This is a genomic window from Paenibacillus filicis, from assembly GCF_038070315.1.
In the GTDB taxonomy this organism is placed as follows: domain Bacteria; phylum Bacillota; class Bacilli; order Paenibacillales; family NBRC-103111; genus Paenibacillus_G; species Paenibacillus_G filicis.
On sequence record NZ_JBBPCC010000017.1, the window covers coordinates 54860 to 70805 of the forward strand.

At 42.4% G+C, this 15946-nt stretch carries 9 protein-coding genes; all 9 read right to left on the minus strand.

Annotated features, from left to right (window positions below):
• Positions 1-28: 28 nt before the first annotated feature.
• The 9 genes from WMW72_RS23425 to WMW72_RS23465 all read right to left on the minus strand — a co-directional run bounded on the left by WMW72_RS23425 (position 29) and on the right by WMW72_RS23465 (position 15659).
• Positions 29-844 (minus strand): response regulator, encoded by an 816-nt coding sequence (locus WMW72_RS23425; protein ID WP_341418001.1) that lies wholly within the window; start codon positions 842-844, stop codon positions 29-31.
• Between the two features lie 33 nt (positions 845-877).
• Positions 878-2326 carry a glycosyltransferase family 2 protein gene (locus tag WMW72_RS23430; protein ID WP_341418002.1) on the minus strand — a complete coding sequence of 483 codons (1449 nt, stop codon included), beginning with the start codon at positions 2324-2326 and terminating at the stop codon, positions 878-880.
• 15 nt (positions 2327-2341) lie between these two features.
• Entirely contained in the window at positions 2342-3511 is a 1170-nt protein-coding gene (locus tag WMW72_RS23435) for a HEAT repeat domain-containing protein (protein WP_341418003.1), read from the minus strand.
• Positions 3512-3530: 19 nt separating this feature from the next.
• Positions 3531-5774, minus strand: coding sequence for a hypothetical protein (locus WMW72_RS23440; protein ID WP_423227592.1), 2244 nt, complete (start codon positions 5772-5774; stop codon positions 3531-3533).
• A 593-nt stretch (positions 5775-6367) separates the two neighbouring features.
• Positions 6368-8107 carry a GTP-binding protein gene (locus WMW72_RS23445; RefSeq protein WP_341418005.1) on the minus strand — a complete coding sequence of 580 codons (1740 nt, stop codon included), beginning with the start codon at positions 8105-8107 and terminating at the stop codon, positions 6368-6370.
• 1 nt (position 8108) lies between these two features.
• Complete coding sequence (gene cysD, locus WMW72_RS23450; protein ID WP_341418006.1) at positions 8109-9032, minus strand: sulfate adenylyltransferase subunit CysD; 924 nt, start codon at positions 9030-9032, stop codon at positions 8109-8111.
• 1044 nt (positions 9033-10076) lie between these two features.
• Positions 10077-10790 carry a hypothetical protein gene (locus WMW72_RS23455; protein ID WP_341418007.1) on the minus strand — a complete coding sequence of 238 codons (714 nt, stop codon included), beginning with the start codon at positions 10788-10790 and terminating at the stop codon, positions 10077-10079.
• A gap of 233 nt (positions 10791-11023) precedes the next feature.
• The gene (locus WMW72_RS23460; RefSeq protein ID WP_341418008.1) at positions 11024-13282 is read right to left on the minus strand and encodes a hypothetical protein; all 2259 of its coding nucleotides are present in this window, start codon (positions 13280-13282) and stop codon (positions 11024-11026) included.
• A gap of 10 nt (positions 13283-13292) precedes the next feature.
• Positions 13293-15659, minus strand: coding sequence for a sensor histidine kinase (locus WMW72_RS23465; RefSeq protein ID WP_341418009.1), 2367 nt, complete (start codon positions 15657-15659; stop codon positions 13293-13295).
• Positions 15660-15946 lie beyond the last annotated feature (287 nt).

The following is a 15946-nucleotide window of genomic DNA, read 5'->3' on the forward strand; positions in this document are numbered from 1 at the left end:
GCTTCCACCCTCCCATGTTTTCTCGTTATTAGCCCAGACGGGAAACCAGCTTCTTAATTCTCCACTCCAGCTCCGAAATGGAGAAGGGCTTCGTCACATAATCGGATGCGCCCAATTCAAAGGCACGGTCCATACTTTTCGGCAGCTGCTTATCCGTAAGCACGATGACTTGTCCATCGCCGGCATAGTCCCTCTTGATTTTGTCGATCAACTGGTACCCGTCAAGAATCGGCAGGTTCAGCTCCGTGATCACCAGGTTAGGCATCGTTTTCTCAAATTTCTCGAGCGCTTCACTGCCGTCCTTGGCCTCTTCGACCTTGTATCCGTTGATCTCAAGCCGCAGCTTGACAAACTCTCTGCTCACCTCGTCCGGGTCAGCGATGAGAATCGAAGTAATTCCCTGCTGAACCCCATGATTCATGAACAGGTGAATATCTCGGCTCTCCCCTTTCCCTTGAAGTGTCGTATGGAGCAGCTCTGACATCGACTGTTCCGTCAGCTCCCCACTCTCCGGGAAGCTGGCGACGACCATCTGACCTTGGAGCAAGCCTTGCTGCTCCAGGAACTCTTTGAGCACGAGCGATGTATAATGGGTATGGATAAGCTTTTGCCCGGACAGAACGATTCCGAGAAGGCCGCTGGAATCCAAGTAGAAGGAATGTTGGGGTATCTCTGGCTGGAAGCCGCTCATATAGGACTGCATCTGGTCCAGCACCTTCTGGCCCACCGCTGCGCATGGCACAAGGATCATCCCGCATGGAGTCCCCTTTTCATAGGAAGCCTGAACTCGTTCTGCTAATTGCAACATCGCTTCTTGAATCGGATCATGAACCAATACCGCCATCTTCTCCACTCCTCTTGTCTTTGTTTAGGATTGCTATTTATTAAAATTGGTACGGACCATCGTTCCCCACGAGTTGTTATTACGCAGGAATTGAACATGTCCGTTTAACCTCCACCAAACACCAATTTGCCGATAACCGAAAAACATCAAGAGAGAGTACAAGATCATTTTGCTCAGGTCACTCAGCTTGGGATACCGGCTGAAGGCCGTCTCTTCAATAAACAAGGCCCCCAGGCTTAAGGCAAAGCAGGAAAATAAATTGACTAACGAAAAGATAACGACAGTGTGCCAATCCGTCATATTCAGCATCCAGTAGCCCAATATAGCGAGCAGGCCGCTGAGGCGGAAATACGGATTCAGGGTTTCAAACACGATGTTATAGGGAAGTGTCACCATCCCGAATACCTTGTATTTCGGGCGCAGCACCATGTGAATGCCTTCTTCAATCATATTTTTCAGATTTCCCCGCCCCCAGCGCTTGCGCTGACTGCTCAAGATCCGGTACGAATCCGGGGCTTGTGTCCAGCAAACGGCATCCGGGCAAAACGCTACCCGGTATGGGATTTTATTCTCCAGGCAGTAACGGTGAAGCTTAATCACAATGTTCATATCTTCACCGGGGTAGCCCCCACGGTAACCGCCGACTGCGATGACCTTCTCCTTCTGAAACACGCCGAAGGCTCCCGAGATAATAATGAGACCATTGACGGCGCTCCAGCCGATCCTGCCGCCGAGGAACGCTTTCGTATACTCGACGTGCTGCAGGGCTGGGAGCAGCTTACGAGGAAATTGAACATCTTTCACGATGCCGTCTTCCACGGTACAGCTATTCACGATCCGAACATTGCCGCCAACGGCGATCGTCTCCTCGGGGTTCTCCATGTACACCCGGGCAATCCTCGTTAAGGCGTCCTTCTCCAGCAAAGAGTCCGCATCAATCGTTGAGATCAACGCGTAGTGGGAAAGGTTGATGCCTGCGTTCAGCGAGTCCGCCTTCCCACCATTCTCCTTATCTACCAAGTAAAGATTGGGATACTGGGGATTATAGTACACCCCTCTGATTTTTCCCGTCTTTATGCTGCTGGAAAACACCGGATGGATGAGCTCCAGCTTGAATTCTTCAAGCATGCACGTCAAGGTCTGGTCCTGTGAACCGTCATTGACGACGATCACCTCATATTCCGCATAATTGAGCGCCAGCAGCGACCTGACATTCTCAATAATGGTTAACTCCTCGTTATAGGCCGGTACCAATAAGGAAACCGGTGGGAGCTGGCTGGAGCTGGATAGCTTATTGATCCGATTGTACTGAATTCCCCGCTTGAGCGAGAAAATATGCCGAATCGAAAATCCGAAGATGAAATAATAAAGCACCGTGACGAGAATCACGTAAAAGAGAGCGGCATAGCTGTAATAAAGCAAAAACTCCCTTAGCCCTTTCAGGAATGAATCCACCACCGTTTGATACTCGAAAACCCACATGTTTACGCAACCCTCCTATACGACACGATACAAACGTTTTGACTTGTGAAATATTTTGTCATAGGTATACATGAGTAGGTTATATTGCATGAGCTTATCCAAATGGTGCAGCTGCATAGACAGATGCTTGATCTCATCATCAATCAGCTGCTGCATGAACTGCCCGCGTTCCGTACCTTGAACCGCTGCGGTACGCTCACAAAGCGCAACCATCCCTTCTTCTCCCATACGGAGCAAGCCCTTGGCCGACGCGTGCACGATTCGCTGATCGTCGTCGCCCAGACTGGTTGTCATCAGCTCGACATAAGCCGGATTTTTCATGTCGGCCAAAGCTTCGATCGTCAACCGGCGAATGACGAGATTCGGATGACTCAGCAGCCTGCCAACGACGTTTCTAGGCAGCAGACGGGAGCTTTTCAAGTAGACGTCCACCGCTTTAACTTGAATGTCTTCATGCTTGGATTCCATAAGACGGAAGACCGCAGATCCCGCTGCCGGATTGGTGTAACCATTCAACCCGATCAGCCCGATTCGAACGTAAGCCGGATTGGGATGACTTACATAGCCCGTGTACAAGGAACCGGCATCCACTTCCGAATCGGCTATCATATCCACAATCAGCTCGTAGCATTTCTTATTGTGCTGAAGCAGAATCTGAACCATCGCTTGGAGCTCTTGCTGGCTGCGGGCACACTTGGCTGCAGCTCTGGCTATGACAAACAGCGACGAATTGAGCGGATGCTCCTTTAACAGGTCCAGTAAAGGCGGCGCCGCCTCCTTCACCCGCATACATCCCAGATGATAAGCGGCATCCAGCTTCACCCGATAAGATCGGCTGTTAAAGCGCTCCAGATGGTGCTTCACGAGCCCCAGGTCTTGGCAAAGCCGAACCAGCTTGTGCCGCTGTTCGCCCGAGAAGCATTCCATCATATCGTTCAGCTTCTCCTGCATCGCATCCCTCTCCACTGGGTTCATCGTCCAGGGAGGGACCCTTAATGGCTCCATCCCATCCAGATTGGCTTGAATATAAGTCAGGTAATCCTTAAACTTCGTTTGAAACCGGTCGTTCAGCTTTCTCCGTTTTATACTTCTCAGCTTGACGGCATAAATGATGACCATACAAACCAGATTAAAAGCCAAAATGATATATAACGCTTGTATGGCTACATTCAGATTGGTGTACACGCCTGCACTCTCCTCTGCTTCAGTTGCCCGATGGACCGGTACGGATAACGGGGCCGCTGATCTTATTCAGCGCCTCTTTCATGATGTAGTAGCTTTGTTTCGGCCGTTCCACGTACTCAACCTGCTTATCCTCCCAGCGCTGCCACGTATACAACGGCATAGCTGACACCGGAACCGGCTGCGCCGCAGCCGAGTTATCTCGGCCAACCACCTGATCATTCTTCACAATCCACGGAACGATGCGAACCCCTTCTACTTGCGTCATTTCAAATTGGTTATGGCTCGGTGCGTTGTAGTTCATGACGCTCAGAGAGCTCGGATCGCTGAAGCCCAGCAGCATCCACGGTATACGCATTTCGAGTACCTGTCCTTGAACCTGCCACATCGCCTTCGAATTGTATTCGGGACTCGACGGATCGCTGGTGCCTCTCTCCAATAGGCCAACCTCTACATCCCCGAAGGGGTGATTCACCCGGGAGTCGGGATATTCCAGCAGATAATTGACAATCAGCTTCCAAGGCTTGAAAATCCCCGAGTCATCCTGCTTTTCCTTCGGATCGATCTCCGGTAGTCCGGCACGCTCATACATCCGGGCATGAATATCGTAATTGGAAGCGATCGTCAAGCGTCCTTTATGTTCATCCGACAGCTCGATTAAGGTTTCCAATCCCTCATCCAATGTCATGCCGTGAAGCTCCGGTCCGTGACGATTGCCACCAGGCAGCGTATCCGCTCCGAAATAGATGCTTTCCTTCGACGGGTCGAACGGCTCAGATAGCTTGGCCATCAAGTAAAGGTAGCCTTCGTCATGCGTGGCCCAGATCTCCTCAAAGCCAGGAGCCTGCACATCGAGCTTCTTCTTATCCTTCAGCTTGTTCCAATCCGAGGCGTCCCCATCGATGTGAATCACATCGTCCTTGCTCGGGAACATCCCGAGTACCCCGAAGAAGGACTCGTTCGTCAGCGTGTTATACCAGTACGCCCGGCGATCCGCTTCATCGTAGCGTTGAGTGTTCCACGTCTTCTTGAACCATTCATCCTGCCAAGTGAACAAGATCGCTCCGGAGTAGCCGGAACCGTGAATCTGCTGCAGTAATTCTGCATCGATCTCTCCCTGCTGCTTCTCGTTATGACCGCCTTGATTACGGCCGAGCGTGCCCAAGTGGGCTACGCCCAAGGAAGCCGGCACGCCATATTCCGTAACCATGATCGGCAGATTGGGATGCGCTTCTTTTAATTTATGCAGATAGGTGTAGTAACTATCGACTTCCCCTTTGCTGTTGGTCATTTCCTGAAACGACTTATCAAAGGTAAAGAAATCCGGATAATACGGATACACATGATATGAGGCAAAATACCCCGCCTCCCAATCCACCGCCTCAATATGCGTGGGATCGACGCTAACTAGATCCTCTTCAACGAGCGGCTCGCCCGGATGCGCGATCGGGTCCGTCGTCACCCAATTGGCGAAGGCCATGGGATGCTGCCAGCCATACTGAATTTCCGTTTGCGCCGCCGTGTCGACCATCAAGGCCAGCCACTTTTCAAAAGCGTTCGCTCCCGGTTTATTGCGAAAATGTTCCCCCGCATAGTCTGGGATGTCCGCGTGCAAATCATTGGTGCCCTTCACCATCTTCGGGTCCCATTCCGTCCCGACAATCCAGCCCATGAGATAAGGTCCAGCGTTATATTTATAGGCACCTCCAGCTTTTCCCGAATGCGGTTCGGGCGTGAGTGTCGTTTTTCCATAAACCGCCGCGACCGCGTCTTTAATTTCTTGCTCGAATTTCTGCTTGATCTTGGGATCGAATGCATCCTGCCCTTCAATCAGCTGTTCCTCGGGACTCCAAATGCCCTGCATAAAGAAAAGCGGATTTTTCTGATGATTCCTATTGTATTTGACCAGGGCCTCGTAGAACTCGGGCATCATGATCGTATACACCCGGATCACATTCGCCCCCATGTCCTGAATCATGCCGAACCATCTCTCATATTCGTCTTCCGAAACGGCCAGTTCACCGGGAAAATGTCCGGGGATTGTCGCCCCCATATTGATCCCCTTGGCGAAATAGGGCTGCCAGGCTTCATTCGTGTATTCTTCTACAGTCGTTCCTTGGGTCCTAAACTTTACATGTATGCCGCTAGCCAGTGTCGTGCTTTCGATTCTGACCAAAAGCGGACGCAGCCCATAATAAAGCGCACCGGCTGCAATCGCCAAAACAAGACCTATCTTTAACAACAAGTTGAGCCGCTTGCGCATCATATTCACCTTCGATAGTTTGCTGTTAGCTGTGCTTTCTACTTTCTGCTTTTATGTTACGAAATGAAAGTACGGTTTGTCTGTTTCCTAAGTGTTAAACATTATGATCATTTGAAAATGATTGTGTTCGTTGTTTAAATTTTGTTATCGAAATTTAAAAGATTGTGAGGGAAGTGTTAAAACGTAACTTAGCGAATATTGCGTTAAGATTTTTGGGAGGATTGCATGGGGGTTAAGACTGGAAACAGCGAGTACATCTATCTCGACGTTCTTCGCCACCATCGGCATTACCGCTCGGAACAGCAGCGCCCTACGTTCAATGCCGTAAAGGCTATGTTTGCGGCCCAACAACAAACGAGGATATGGAGGATATGTCATGCCACCCTCAGATGCTCATATTAAGCTTCTGAGCAAGCATAGTACACACCCCACCCCCTGCCGCGGACACAAGAAAAATATCCCTACATCACTATTCACGATGATGTAGGGATACTATGTTTCAAGGACTATTTCGTTGAATCTATTTTTCCAAGCATGTGTACGGGAGACTTTCACTTCTTGCTCGATTGCGCTATCAAAAACGGGTTATGTTCGCATTAGAAATTAAGGAATTGCCCACGACTACTCTCATTGATTAAATATCTGATAATTCGTTTCACTACATAATTTGCAGCTTCTTCGATTGAAAACTTGCTTGTATCGATTTCGATTTCCGGGTTCCCAGGTGTATCATTTGTGCTCGAACTGCCTGCAAGCGGTCCATTTACATAAACTTCAATATATTCTTTGCCGATGATGTATCGCGCGGTTTCTCGGTCGTTTTCGCTCAGGGAATCATTCGATACCAATGTAATAAGTCCAGCATCATTCATCAATTTTGCCACTTCTGCTAATCGCTGCAACGATTCTCCCTGGCCATTCCCCAGTAACATGGTATGGTGGCCTGTCGATATCAACCGTTTTTCGACTTCCTTCGCAAGCGTTGAGTTATCCGGAACCGTACCGGTGAACCAGAGGGTTAATGGATTTTGACCTTTTTGCTGAGCACGAACATCTCTGGTGATTTCCGTATCTAGCCCTACCAAACTGTCGGATCCTTGAAGGGCTTCGTCAATGACTCCGCAAGCGGATGTCATATTGGTTACACGATCGATCAGAATAAATCCGCCAATGCTTTTATTTTGTTCAAAGGAATCAAATACAATGTTGTCCGATAATGCAAATTCACATCGTGCCACTTCATTTTTGACAATATGATCGGTTGGAACCGTATTTCCAGTATTAATATCGATTTTATGCTTAATGGCCGTCACGGTACCGGGCAGGATTTTCGTACCTACTTTGACCAAATAATTTTTACCGGGAGTCAGTACAGAGTCATCCATCCAAAGAATCGTGGAGGCGAAGCTATCAGCCTCCTGGATTTGATTGTCTTTCGTAAATACACAGCCCCGCGAAACGTCGACTTCACGGTCCAATTGAATGGTTACGGGTTGCCCAGCATAGGCTAAGTTCCTATCTTGATCTGTCACTAAAATACGTTTGACTTTCGCTTTCTCACGACTAGGTAGAGTCGTCAACTCATCGCCAACTGCGATGCTCCCAGCCTCAATCTGGCCTTGGAAACCGCGAAACGTATGGTCTGGTCGACATACACGCTGAATCGGCATCATAAAATGCTTCTTATCGCTGGCATCAAGAACATCCACGTTTTCTAAATATGACAACAAAGAAAGGCCCACATACCAAGGAGTATGTTGTGACTTTTTGGTAATGTTATCCCCTTCTGTGGCAGAAACAGGGATAACCTGTATGCTTTGAAAATGAAATTCAGCGGCCGTTCGGGAGAAATCTTCTTTGATATCATCAAATATCTTTTTATCAAAATGAACTAAATCCATTTTGTTTACAGCTAATACAAGATGTTTAATCCCCATGAGTGCGCAAATCCGGGTATGGCGTTTGGTTTGGGTAATGACCCCTTTGGTAGCGTCCACAAGAATGACGGCCAGTTCCGCAAAGGATGCGCCTACTGCCATGTTACGTGTATATTCTTCATGTCCCGGTGTGTCCGCCACAATGAATGAACGGTGATCCGTCGTAAAATACCGATAAGCCACATCAATCGTGATCCCTTGTTCACGCTCGGCCATCAATCCATCAAGAAGCAAAGAATAGTCAATTTTTCCGCCGCGACTGCCGAGTCTGCTATCCAGCTCTAATGCTTTTTCTTGGTCGGCGAACAAAAGCTTTGCCTCATAAAGCATATGTCCAATCAGGGTAGATTTTCCGTCGTCTACACTTCCGCATGTAATAAATTTAAGCAAACTTTTCATATTAAAAATAGCCCTCCCGTTTACGTCTTTCCATGCTTCCAGCCGCCTCTTGGTCAATAACCCGAGTTGTCCGTTCGGATGAAACCGCACCAAGCGTTTCTTCGATAATGGCATCTAGCGTATCCGCCTCCGACTCGGCACCGCCAGTAAGCGGATAGCAGCCTAATGTGCGGAACCGCATCTTCTTCATTTCAACCTTCTCATTAGGCTCGAGTTTCAACCGATCATCATCTACCATGACCATATGTCCATCGCGATTGACGACGGGTCTTTCTTTTGCAAAATAAAGAGGCACAATATCAATGTTTTCTCTTCGAATGTATTGCCAGATATCTTTTTCTGTCCAATTGGATATTGGGAAGACGCGAATGCTTTCCCCTTTATTAATTCTTGTGTTGAAAAGCTTCCACATTTCCGGTCGCTGGTTTTTCGGATCCCACGCATGATTCTTATTGCGGAATGAAAAAATCCGCTCTTTCGCACGCGACTTTTCCTCATCACGTCTTCCACCGCCGAAAGCAGCCGTAAATCCGTATTTGTCCAATCCCTCTTTTAATGCTTGGGTTTTCATAATATCGGTATACGCGGAACCATGATCCATTGGGTTGATCCCTTGTTTGATACCTTCCTGATTCGTGTGAACAATCATGTTGATTCCGAATTCTTTCGCTTTGCGATCACGGAATTCGATCATTTCTTTAAACTTCCACGTCGTATCAATATGCATGAAAGAAAATGGCGGCTTCTCGGGATAAAAAGCTTTCAGAGCCAAATGCAGCATCACGGAACTATCCTTCCCGATCGAATACAGCATCACGGGATTTTCACACTCCGCCGCTACTTCTCGTATAATATAAATCGCTTCAGCCTCGAGTTGATCCAGATGCGTCATTTCGTATATGGAATCAAGCATCAGTTTTTGCATGGAAAGGTGCCTCCTTTTAATCCTTACTAAATCCATTGTATTTCTTTATATTCTATCAGATTCTATCTTTTATGCACAGTGGAAAAAAGTAAAATTATTTAAATTTGAATCCATTTCATAATTCCAAACCCCTGCTGGGCTTAAATCATTAAGGCAAGAAAAAAGGAGTACCTCCCCAAAATTCGAAGTGTTTAGTACCGCTAACACACACTTGAGAGAAGGTTGGACTTCCTATCGATTTTAACAAATAAAAAGGGAATGAGCCTCAAGTCCTTGATTAAACGATACTCGTTTCATGTATCCCCAATTGCTAAACAAATCAAAGCGGAATTCCACTCAGTAACGATATAGAAATCCATATGATTGAACTTTCTAAGCTGGATGAGCAAATGATTCCTATCCACAACTAACTGCTAATGGAGAGGTAATCCGAGAAATCGTCTCTATGCTTGCCCAGTACGATGCATCGGCAGTTGAAATGGCAAAAAATATATTGACTGAGGTGCTGAAACATGCACGCCAGTAAGCCATGCCAATTTAGTTCGGCATGGCTTTTTGTTTGAGCATATTGCTACAATGATGTCCAAAATTCTTGCACTGGATTATTCCTATTTCATAAGTTGACTCACAATGCAGCTTATTTAGAAATAATTCTGCGATATTTGATTCTGCTCAACTTCATTTATTTCGAAGGTTTTGAAATCTTATTTTAAGCTTTCAAGAAATTCCGCACATGTACCGTATGCGGGAACATGTGGGAGTTGTTTTGATTCTGTATTAGTTGGTTAAAACCCTTGATATATAAGGGTTTTAGCCAACACGTATTGTTCGTTTGGTTTGTGTTTGATTGCTTGTTGACGATGTTCGTCAACAAGTCGTCAACAAAAAACCACTAGATTGTATATGTTGCCGGGAGATTAAATCTCGTACCTAAACTTTGAAGTGTTAAATAAAAAAAGTGCCAAGAAGCACTACGTCACGTGGGCTTCGGTTACTAACTGTTTTGATGTTAATTCATTTTAGGCAAAATTAGAGTAAGTAACATTACTTCATAGAGATTCTCACATCATAATCCTGTAAGTGTAGATTTTTTATCAATGCATCTAAGGAGACAGGTTCTTCCAATTCATCAAAATCAAATAATACTGGATCTTCAATAATATAACGATTCGATCCGTATTGGGAAATTAACAACATTTGGATTGTTAATAATACTATTCGTGAACTCATTCGAATCATATCTACTTCTTTTATTAATCCATCGGACCAATCATCTGGAATGGGAAGCAGCCTTGACCCATGCGCAAATTGATTACGTAATTTTGAAACTAAATATAATCCTTTAGCAGCATAATGCTCATTTTCTATATTTTTTAATACTTTTCCAGATAATTCTTTTCCAAGTGTTTTATATAAGATCGAGTACGTTTCAAGATAACCCTCAATAGAAGGTTCTTTATAGTTGGCAGTTAAAAACTCTCTTCCTAAGTAAGTCGTTGAAGTTTTGTTTTTTCTAGCAACAAGTTTTAATATTAACGACTCTAAGCTTCCCCAAATAAAATTAAAAGTCACAAGCTCTGCGCATAGTTCCGACCAAAGTTTACTTTTTTCATCTGAATAAGCTAATGCTGATCCACAAAAATAGATTGATGAATCGTACCTTTCTGTAATAATGCGTACCTGCTCTACTCCAGCCGCCATATTAAGCCAATCAGTGATATTTTCAAGATCAAAGTTGGAGATTTCTTCAACCTCCATAGCATGTAAAACTCTCATTATACGATAAGCATGTTCATTTATAGTGAAATAATCCAAAAGCCACACCCCTAGCTATTTTTCACGCAAATATCTTCAGAGGAACTCAGTTATGGTACTGTTAATCATGAAAGCCAGGCCTCAATAAAAACTTCTCTGAGGCTAACTAGATTATCGTACCCTCTTCTCTAAATAAACATATATTCCATCCAACTATAGCTGTATAAGAGAAAGAATCAGGATTCCTCTGCAACTGCTGTCTCTTGATGCAAAAATTGATCAGAGATTTTAAGCATCATTATATTTTTTTCAATAACATATTCGAAAATCTTATCTTGTCTTGAATTAAGGCTAACTACTTTACCTAGTTGATGATCCGCAACTTTATATTCAATGCGCTCAACATGTTTTAATAAATCTTTTTCCTCCAAGAGCGACTCCAATACTTTTATCCTAACATTACCTATCAAGTCTGTACCATACTCAACAATACTAGAAGTTATTTCATCACCTTCAAGCAGGAACCTAGTAATTTTCCCAACTCGGATATCAATATTACATGGATATTCGTTCGTAAGCTTTACATATATGTTATTGGTTGCTAGGACATTTATACCATTTTTATTTAACTTTAGTGATAATATTTTATTACCTGATGCTAGATGTAAATGTGCAAGTTCAGGGCGAGTCATTAAAGGTTGTAATTCTTCAATATAAGCTGCATCATCCTCATATATTGTTTTTATAACGCGGGTGAGCTCATCAATAGATATTCCTACATCAACTATGTCATTTACACGTCTCTTTATATATGCCTTTACCAAATATTCGGATCCGTGTGCGTTAATTCTGCCTTCTATCTCTTGATAATCATCCATAAAGTTGATGTTGACCGGTAGTCCTATTCTCCCCCACCAAGCTTGTGCTGTTTGAAATATGAAAAGAGCATACTGTTGATCCAAACGATGCCATCGTTTAAGCGTAAATATATACTTATAACTTTGATGACTGTTATCATTAGTGAAGGGCATAAACGTTTCATCTATTTGATACATGGATTTATTTGTTCTAATTAACTTTAATCCCATGTCATTAACAAGTTCTCTCATCATCTTTATATAACCATCACTCCAAATTGCATTGGACGGAGTATTAAATGGTGTTGCACCGGTATCCCAGGAAAGAATAGCACTTCCATCTGAATTGAGAGTTGTTATATCAAGGAATGATATGGGCATACTAACTGTCTCATCTAAATCGAATGTTATTTCTTCCCCGTTCCAATCCTCAATTGTAATACCTGAGTCGCGGCCCTTCTTTTCTTCATTCTCAAGAGCTAGCATTGCTACTCTTCCTGATCGTTTCCCGTTATTCCTCACAGCTAGCGTACATGTTTGGGTAAGGAGAATAGCTCGTCTCCTATCATTGTTATAGTCAATCTCAAATATATCACCGAAATCAACAGGAAGATGCCTTTCATTAACTGTAGTATCCCACATTTCTGAGAGTAAAATATCACGTAATGCTACATCCTCATGTATTTCGTAGTACGAGTGAGTCCATTTATTAATTTCACTTATAATCCTATCAATCTCCCGCCCGAAAGCTTCATTCTTTTCAACCTTTTTAGCAATGTGACGTGATATCCATTGTGTTAAAAATGCTGGAGCGGAGATTCCCTCTTCTGTCACCTTCTCTTTGATCATTTCTTGTATAGATCTTGCATTCAATAAATGAAATTGTCCTAATACCGCTACGCTACTACTAAATAATATATCTTCTATACAATTTAACAGTTGAAAGAACTTTTTACTTCCGTATAAGTTTTGCAAAACTTTATATAACTCAGCATTTGATGCTGCAGCGGTTGCTAAACTTTTTTTTGAAATATAGTCATAAACAGTATTTTTATAATTCTTTGACTCATGTTTCTCCCTAAGTTTTCTAAAATAATCTGTTCGCAGTTTATAATCCAACATTCGATATCTGACACCATCAAGAATGAAATAATCATCGTTACTAATGAAGACTATACTTCTTGGATTTTTATCCGTTGTTGACTTTTGCGCAAGTAAATTTGCCAGTTGTTCTGATGTTATCAAACTACCGGCAAGTTTATAGTCGAGAAAAAGTATCGTGTTACTATCAATATCCAAATCTTCCGGAACCCTATCATGTAATTCCAAATTGCCCTCACCCAAGACCTCTGACACCAATATTATAAGTTCTCTTATCTGGGAATGAAGCATGTTGGGAAACTGTTCCTTGATTTTCGTTATAAACAAAGATGGGTATTCTTCCGTAGTTTTAAGTTCATCAATAGACAAGCCTAACGTCGACACAAACTCTCGAATGTCAAAATCGGCTTCATCATAATGTCCGTTTAGAATATCACTGATCTTTCCAGGATCAAAATGTACTTGATCATCTATTATAACAGCACGATTTATTTGCATGTTTTCTAATGTACTTTTAAGCATATCTACTGTAACCATCGTGTATCCCCTATTCTTCAACTATCTCTGAAAAATCAATAATAAACTTATGATAATTACCATAATCATTTTGTTCTGTTGATAATTTGATTTCAGAATGATGGAAATTTAATATTTGAGATACAATGTATAATCCAAGCCCTCTGCCCTCACCATCTACTTTACGTGTAAAGAAGGGTTCAAATATATATCTAGCATCTCCATGGGATATCCCCGTTCCATTATCAGAAAACTCCACAATCCCCTTATTATTAACAAGTATTGATATCCGCATCTTTTTATTAGGATATTTCTTTTTATGAATCTGCAACCAGTAATGAGAATTATTAAGAAGATTATCAAATACTTGGACAATCATCCCCTGATTAGCCTTCACAAAACATTCACCATCAGACAGAATTTCTATTTCAGCATGATTTTCGTCATCAAGTTTCCAAGTTATTGATTTACTTTTACATACCTCGTTTAAAACACTAACTAGGCTTATTTTTGACCTTGTCCTTCTTCTAGTTATCGATTGCTGATCTAGTCTTGACACTACTAAATCAAGAGCCTTAGTGTTATGAAGTAAAATAGTAAGTGCGTCTTTTTCCCCAGGAACTCTTTTTCTTAAGTCCATCAAATAACTATTAATACGCCCCAAATAACTTCTCATCTCATGTGCCACTGTTTCTGCTGTCATACCAATGCCAGCCAAATCAAATATTCTTTTTTGCTGATTTTCTACTTCTTTTATTTTTTCATCAAGTTCATCAACCGATTCTTGTAGTTCAGAATATTCCCTAGAGATGTTTTCCACATTGAGAATTAATCTTTTTATTATATCTTGAACATTTGTATCAGAGGTTTTAGTCAATGTGAACAAACTATGCATATCTGTTTTTAAGCTATTTATTCTCGTAGGGATTGGCTTAATAGCTAAATGAATATCTTCTGTCTCGACGGGTCCCTTTTTAACTGTCTTTTGTGGATAATAATCTTCAATCTTATTTTTAAAACTCTTAAGTATTGAGGAGAGGATTATTTTAAGGTTTTCATAAGCCTTGTTATGAACCAGACCCTCCCTATTTGTTTGATCTTTCAAATTACTATTTTCCATTGAGGAAATATGTATTGTACCCACTGTTTGTAAAGTATTGAACCTAATTCCACTTGCCCTAAACCCTTTACTGTCAAGTTCAAGCCAGTCATTTCCGGGTTCAGCATAAGGCAGTACTCTAAAATTATCCCGGTAGATCATAATTCCACCATTATACTGATCAAGGATTCTTTTTTTCTCAGCGAAATCCTCATAACCTTTAATTTTGTCAAGTCGAGCTTTATTTCGATTGTAAAAATAAAATTCAAAGGTAAATGGTCCAATCACATCTTCTTCTCTCTGAAGGCGACCCTCAATTTCCTGGATGATGCCTGGCATTCTGCCGGAATACTCTTTATCATCTTCCCCCCGAATGAAATAACTAGCATCCAACAACTCCCCTTTAACAGAACCAATTATTTTATAGGGTGCTTGTTCTAGAAAATTCCGATCGATAATCTCAGGGGTAAGACGAAGAAAGCCTTTATCTGCTGTATGTATTTCTAAAGTTATTTGAAACCCTTTATTTGGTTGGAAAGGATTTATATATTTCATAAAATTTTTCTTGTAGAAACTTTCAAATCTCTTCTTAGTCCATTCCTCAGGATTATAAAAATCTTTGATATCGTATATTTTTAGCTTAACAAATGACTCTCCATATCGGGAAGAAATATCCCCTGGCGTTACCTTAAACAAGTGGACATTAATTTCATCAAGTTTTGCCTTACTAGAATAATTAAACTTATTCCAATTGATCATTAATAAACTTCCAAACTGACTCTTTTTAGACCTTGTGAATAACACCAATTTTTCTCCAAGCTTCATCGTTGCAAAACGGCCGAGACCTTTTTCACCAAGAGGAACCTTATTGTCCTCTTCCTCATTATCCTCGTCTTCCTCGTCTTCCTCGTCTTCCTCCTTTAGGTCATCTTCCGTAAAATTCTCCATATCGATTACTTCATTTTTTTCTTCTTGCTCTTCAAACTCCTCTTCCAAATCATCAATTACTTCTTCTTTAGTCTCGCCCTCAGACATTTTCCTTCTTATACGTTCTTTTTTATCAAGTCTATCAGTAGTACCTATTACAAGGTACTTACTTAGTATCCCCTTACGTGACATACCCGATCCTTCGTCTTCGACAATCAAAGTCCGATCAGCTTGATTTATAATTATCTTGACTGTAGGTGATCCAGCGTCATATGCATTTTTGATGAGCTCAAGTAGAGCCACTGTAGAGCTACTAATTAATTGATCACCCAAGTGGGATAAAATGCGTGCCATTGCTGAAAATTTGGTCATTCACATCCCCCTTATCTTTTTGTTATTCTTCCTGTTTAATTTTACTATTTCTACTCAATACTTTTTTTTCCTCTTCTATCATGTTCTATTAGGTTAAACTTTTGTTGTATGAACCGGATCCCAACCAATTAACGTCTTTTTTTATTAGGAAAGATTGATACGTATGCTGCCTTATAATTGCTAGGGTCTTCGTTATTAATGTTGAATAAACGCCAGATTATCTAACAAAAAAATGAACTGCCAAATATTAAGAGGTTATGCAACTTTATGTGGGTATCAACCAAGAA

What these genes read in the sequence shown, in the direction of transcription:
- WMW72_RS23455 (WP_341418007.1), bottom strand. Translation starts at nt 10,790, where the DNA reads ATGGAGGTTGAAGAAATCTCCAACTTTGATCTTGAAAATATCACTGAT.
- WMW72_RS23460 (WP_341418008.1), bottom strand. Translation starts at nt 13,282, where the DNA reads ATGGTTACAGTAGATATGCTTAAAAGTACATTAGAAAACATGCAAATA.
- WMW72_RS23440 (WP_423227592.1), bottom strand. Translation starts at nt 5,774, where the DNA reads ATGATGCGCAAGCGGCTCAACTTGTTGTTAAAGATAGGTCTTGTTTTG.
- WMW72_RS23445 (WP_341418005.1), bottom strand. Translation starts at nt 8,107, where the DNA reads ATGAAAAGTTTGCTTAAATTTATTACATGCGGAAGTGTAGACGACGGA.
- cysD (WP_341418006.1), bottom strand. Translation starts at nt 9,032, where the DNA reads ATGCAAAAACTGATGCTTGATTCCATATACGAAATGACGCATCTGGAT.
- WMW72_RS23465 (WP_341418009.1), bottom strand. Translation starts at nt 15,659, where the DNA reads ATGACCAAATTTTCAGCAATGGCACGCATTTTATCCCACTTGGGTGAT.
- WMW72_RS23425 (WP_341418001.1), bottom strand. Translation starts at nt 844, where the DNA reads ATGGCGGTATTGGTTCATGATCCGATTCAAGAAGCGATGTTGCAATTA.
- WMW72_RS23430 (WP_341418002.1), bottom strand. Translation starts at nt 2,326, where the DNA reads ATGTGGGTTTTCGAGTATCAAACGGTGGTGGATTCATTCCTGAAAGGG.